4 protein-coding genes and 2 pseudogenes are annotated in these 4246 nt (G+C 65.3%); 3 read left to right on the forward strand and 3 right to left on the reverse strand.

Translation table 11 applies throughout. The features are described from left to right. Together ACFQEU_RS12170 and tbsP are read right to left on the reverse strand one after the other, a co-directional pair. Window positions 1–359: pseudogene (locus ACFQEU_RS12170) on the reverse strand (YcaO-like family protein); the annotation flags it as partial. A 141-nt stretch (window positions 360–500) separates the two neighbouring features. Then, on the reverse strand, window positions 501–1316 hold the full coding sequence (tbsP, locus tag ACFQEU_RS12175; protein ID WP_379782506.1) for a transcriptional regulator TbsP: 816 nt from the start codon (window positions 1314–1316) through the stop codon (window positions 501–503). A 199-nt stretch (window positions 1317–1515) separates the two neighbouring features. On the opposite strand from tbsP, the gene glyA reads away from it, so the two are divergent. Further along, window positions 1516–2763: a serine hydroxymethyltransferase gene (gene glyA, locus ACFQEU_RS12180; protein ID WP_379782508.1), complete on the forward strand. Its 1248-nt coding sequence runs from the start codon at window positions 1516–1518 to the stop codon at window positions 2761–2763. On the opposite strand, the pseudogene ACFQEU_RS12185 reads toward glyA, so the two are convergent. Next, window positions 2756–2878: pseudogene (locus ACFQEU_RS12185) on the reverse strand (RNA-guided endonuclease TnpB family protein); the annotation flags it as partial. The gene glyA and the pseudogene ACFQEU_RS12185 sit on opposite strands and share 8 nt — an antisense overlap. Before the next feature lie 360 nt (window positions 2879–3238). Here ACFQEU_RS12185 and ACFQEU_RS12190 point away from each other — a divergent pair. Then, window positions 3239–3649 carry a DUF3054 domain-containing protein gene (locus ACFQEU_RS12190; RefSeq protein ID WP_379782510.1) on the forward strand — a complete coding sequence of 137 codons (411 nt, stop codon included), beginning with the start codon at window positions 3239–3241 and terminating at the stop codon, window positions 3647–3649. 342 nt (window positions 3650–3991) lie between these two features. After that, window positions 3992–4246 (forward strand): DUF8015 family protein (locus tag ACFQEU_RS12195; RefSeq protein ID WP_379782512.1); only part of this gene is annotated, 255 nt, incomplete at its 3' end.

Consider the following 4246-nt stretch of genomic DNA (forward strand, 5'->3'; position numbering starts at 1 on the left):
ACCGATCCGGCGAACCTAACCCCGGATCGACGGCCCGTCGCCGTGTCGGCCGGCTCCGCACCGCCGCTTTCGACCCGCGCGCCGAGACAGTCGTAACAGGCGTCGTCGAACACCGTCACCGCGGCGTCGACGTCGTCCAGCGGGACGCCGCCCACCCCGCCGACCTCGACGGCGATCCACCGGTCCAGTTCGTCGTTCGCGGTTCCGAACACGGCTGCCCCCGTCGTCCCGACGACGACCGCCAGGTCGAACCCGTCCAACAGCGCCGCGTCGACCGGCAGCACGTTCACGTCGACGTCGGCGAGCGCGGCCTCGACCGCGTCGACCGCAGGGCCCTCGCCGACCAGTCCGATATCCATGACGTGGCCGACGACGAGGAGGGAAAAAAAGCCCGTGGAGAGGCGGTGGCGCGCAAGGACGGCGTCGCGCTCCTTGCGCCCACGGGTCCTCACCGGAACGGAAACGGGAAGAACGACGAGCGACCGGCGGCGTCGAGGGGGTTACGCGGCCAGGTCGACCGCGACGTCCGCGAAGTCGGCGGCGTCGAGACCGACGAGGCGTTCGTCGCCGATCTTGAGCCGGAGGCGGGGGCGGCCGACGTCGATTGGGACCTTCTCCGTGTCGATGAGGCCGAGGTCCTCGAGTCGGGTCTTCGTTCGGGAGAACGTCGCCTTCGAGGCGATCCCGACGTCCTCTCCCCACTTGGAGATGTCGTACAGCAGCACGTCGTTGCGCGCGGCGACGAGCAGCGAGACGGTCACTTCGTCGAGGCTTCCGTTTCCGCCGCGGGCGGTGTCGAGGGCTTCGAGGACGGCGTTGAAGTCGTCCCGTGCGGTCTCGCCGATCTCGGCGGCCATCGTCTCTCGAACCCGACTGATCGCGGGGGTGCGGAGAGTGTACGTCTCGGCGTCGTCGAAGGCGGCGCGATGCGTCGCGTACACCTCGGAGACGAACGCCTCGTCGGTCGTCGAGAGCGCCGCGACCCGGTCGGCAGCGCCCACGATGGCGACCGCCCGGGACTCGGAGACGAACAGCGCGTTCTCAACGTCCTCGGGGAGGAGCCGGAGCGAGAGCGCGTCGCGGTCGACGAGATCGGCGGCCTTCGACGCGACGAGGAAGTCGTCCATGACGTCTTTCAGTACACCCTCGTCGGCCAGCATCGACATCCGGGGGAGATCGTCCCGATCGATCCGTGCCTCGATCAGCGCGGTTACGGTCTCCGCGGAGGGGTCGATCACGAGCAGTTCGTCGTCAGTCCCCGCGAACGCCCCGTCGAGGACGGTTTCCACGTCTGCCTCAAGTAAATTCGATACCATCTATCTCCTCGTATAAAAGTCGGTTGCGTATTTAATATTAACGGGATATAATAGGCTTATAAGCACTTCTCAGGCCCTCTAATCCGTGAAATCGGCGTTTCCGCTGACGGGGATATCGTCGGTGCCGGCGGCGGTGGCGCTCGCGGCATGCGGTGTGCGGACGGACAGGCTTAATGTTCCGTCCCGCCCGAATATTCGTATGGACAACGAGAACCTCCGGGCGGTCGACCCGGCGGTCGCGGACGCGCTTGCCGGCGAACGGACGAGACAGGAGGAGACGCTCGCGATGATCGCTAGCGAGAACCACGTCAGCGAGGCGGTTCTCGAAGCGCAGGGGAGCGTCCTCACGAACAAGTACGCGGAGGGGTATCCCGGTGCGCGCTACTACGCGGGCTGTGAACACGCGGACGAAGTCGAGGAGCTCGCCATCGAGCGCGCGAAACAGCTGTGGGGCGCGGAGCACGTCAACGTCCAGCCACACTCGGGGACGCAGGCGAACCAGGCGGTGTACTACGCGACGCTCGATCCGGGCGACAAGATCCTCTCGCTCGAATTGAACCACGGCGGTCACCTCTCACACGGCCACCCGGCGAATTTCACCGGACAGATCTACGAGGTCGAACAGTACGAGGTCGACCCCGACACCGGATACATCGACTACGAGGGGCTCCGAGAGACGGCCGAGGAGTTCGAGCCCGACATCATCGTCTCCGGGTACTCCGCGTACCCGCGGACGGTCGACTGGGAGGCGATCCAGGCCGCGGCGGACGCGGTCGACGCCTACCACCTCGCGGACATCGCACACATCACGGGCCTCGTCGCCGCCGGCGTCCACCCCTCGCCGGTCGGCGTCGCCGACTTCGTCACCGGCTCCACACACAAGACGATCCGCGCCGGGCGCGGCGGGATCGTGATGTGCGACGAGCAGTTCGCCGACGACATCGACAAGGCGGTGTTCCCCGGTGGGCAGGGCGGCCCGCTGATGCACAACGTCGCGGGCAAAGCGGTCGGGTTCAAGGAGGCGCTCGAACCCGAGTTCGAGGAGTACGCGCAGGCGGTCGTCGACAACGCGGAGACGCTCGCCGAGACGCTTCAGGGCCACGGGCTCTCGCTCGTCTCCGGTGGCACCGACAACCACCTCGTGCTGGCTGACCTTCGGGAGTCGCATCCGGATCTGTCCGGGGGTGACGCCGAGGACGCGCTCGCGGCCGCGAACATCGTTCTCAACGGGAACACCGTACCTGGGGAGACCCGCTCACCGTTCGACCCCTCCGGGATCCGCGCGGGTACCGCGGGGCTTACGACTCGCGGGTTCGACGCCGACGCCATCGAGGAGGTCGGCGACCTCATCTACCGGGTCGTCGACAACCCCGACAGCGAGGACGTGATCTACGAGGTCGGCGAGCGTGTCGTCGAGCTCTGTGCTGCGTTCCCGCTGTACGAATGAGGCGCTGGTAATTGATCTCGTTCCAGAGAGCGGCAGAAGCGTCCAACAAGTCCCGTAGCACCTGCTCATCGTCGTCGGTGAGCGGTCGCACAACGAACGTGTTGGCACGCTTCACGACAACAGATTATTATACTTTTGGTCTTAAAGTCTTTTCGTATGCGCCCAAACATCGACATTTCACACACGCTCGGTGGCCGAGTCAAAGACTACGCAGAAGCAAACGATTTGGACCTCTCGGGAGCCTATACAGAGGTGCTAGAAGCAGGTCTTGAAGCGTTGGAGACTCAAGACCAGTTGTAACGTGGCGGTTTCTTACCGGAGCGCACGCGATTCATGCCCGCCGTGAACGGCGGGATTCTCTCGCTGTATCAAGATAGTCACAGCGGCCGCCGGTGTCGCGGGTCTTTCGCAGCGCGTTTCTCGCCGTCGGCGCGGATCCGTACGTACAAAGTAGGCGCGGGTCCGACGGGGTCGTATGGACGTCAAGTCGTTTCTGGCCGGACGCCTGGACCGCGCGGCGGCCCCGCTCGCGGTCGGCGACGTCGTGGTGTTGCTCGCGCTGTTGACCGTCGGGACGCTCAACCACACGACCGTGGCGTTCCTGCTCGACGACCCGATATACCTGGTCGGCGTGTGGGCCCCGTTCGTGATCGGTTGGGTCGTCTTCGCGCCGCTCGTCGGCGCGTACTCCGCCGGCGCGGTCGAGACGGCGAAGTCGTCGGTCCCGCTCGTGATCCGATCGTGGATCCCGGCGGCCGTCGTCGGGTTCGTCCTGCGCGAGTTCGTGTTCCGTGGGAGCGCGGCACCGACGTTCATGCTCATCACGCTCGTCCTCGGCGCGGTCGCGCTCGGCGGGTGGCGGGCGCTGTACTTCCGGATTCGGTAGCCCGGATCCTCGATCCGCCGAATTCAGCCCGAGCCTTCCAGCGCTCTCGTTTCTCGCGGGCTCTCTCCGCTTCTCTCCACGTCCTTTCCCTCCGCTTTTCTTTCGTCTACTCCCCTTTCCTTCCCTGCCGTACCGCTCGTGCTCGTGGTACCACCTCGTGCTCGTCGTACCACCTCGTGGTTCCGATCTACCCTGAATTGAAATCGATCGACTCCAGTTCGCCGGCTGTACGCGGAGTATCGATGTATAAGTTATAGCAATAATCTCTGTTCTCACTGAGTTCCTGATCACACAACCATGGGAAACAATTAAGTGGGAAAGTGTGATAGATCCACATGGATTATGACTGGGTACTACGACTACGTCCTCGGGCTCATTCCGGCCGCGCTGATCGGGATCACCGCGTTCCTGAATCTGGTCGGACTGTCGTTGACGATGGCGCTTCCCGTGGGCGCGGGCGTCGCGCTGGTCCTGATGGGCCACGCGATGTTCGTTCGGGGGCCGCTCTCCGACGCCGACTCCCCGCCCGGCGAGTCCGGATCGGCCCCCGGTCATCCCCCAGCCTCGAACCCCTCTAGCGGGGCGGCAGCCTCGGGC

Source organism: Halorubrum tibetense, from assembly GCF_042661865.1.
GTDB lineage: Archaea > Halobacteriota > Halobacteria > Halobacteriales > Haloferacaceae > Halorubrum > Halorubrum tibetense.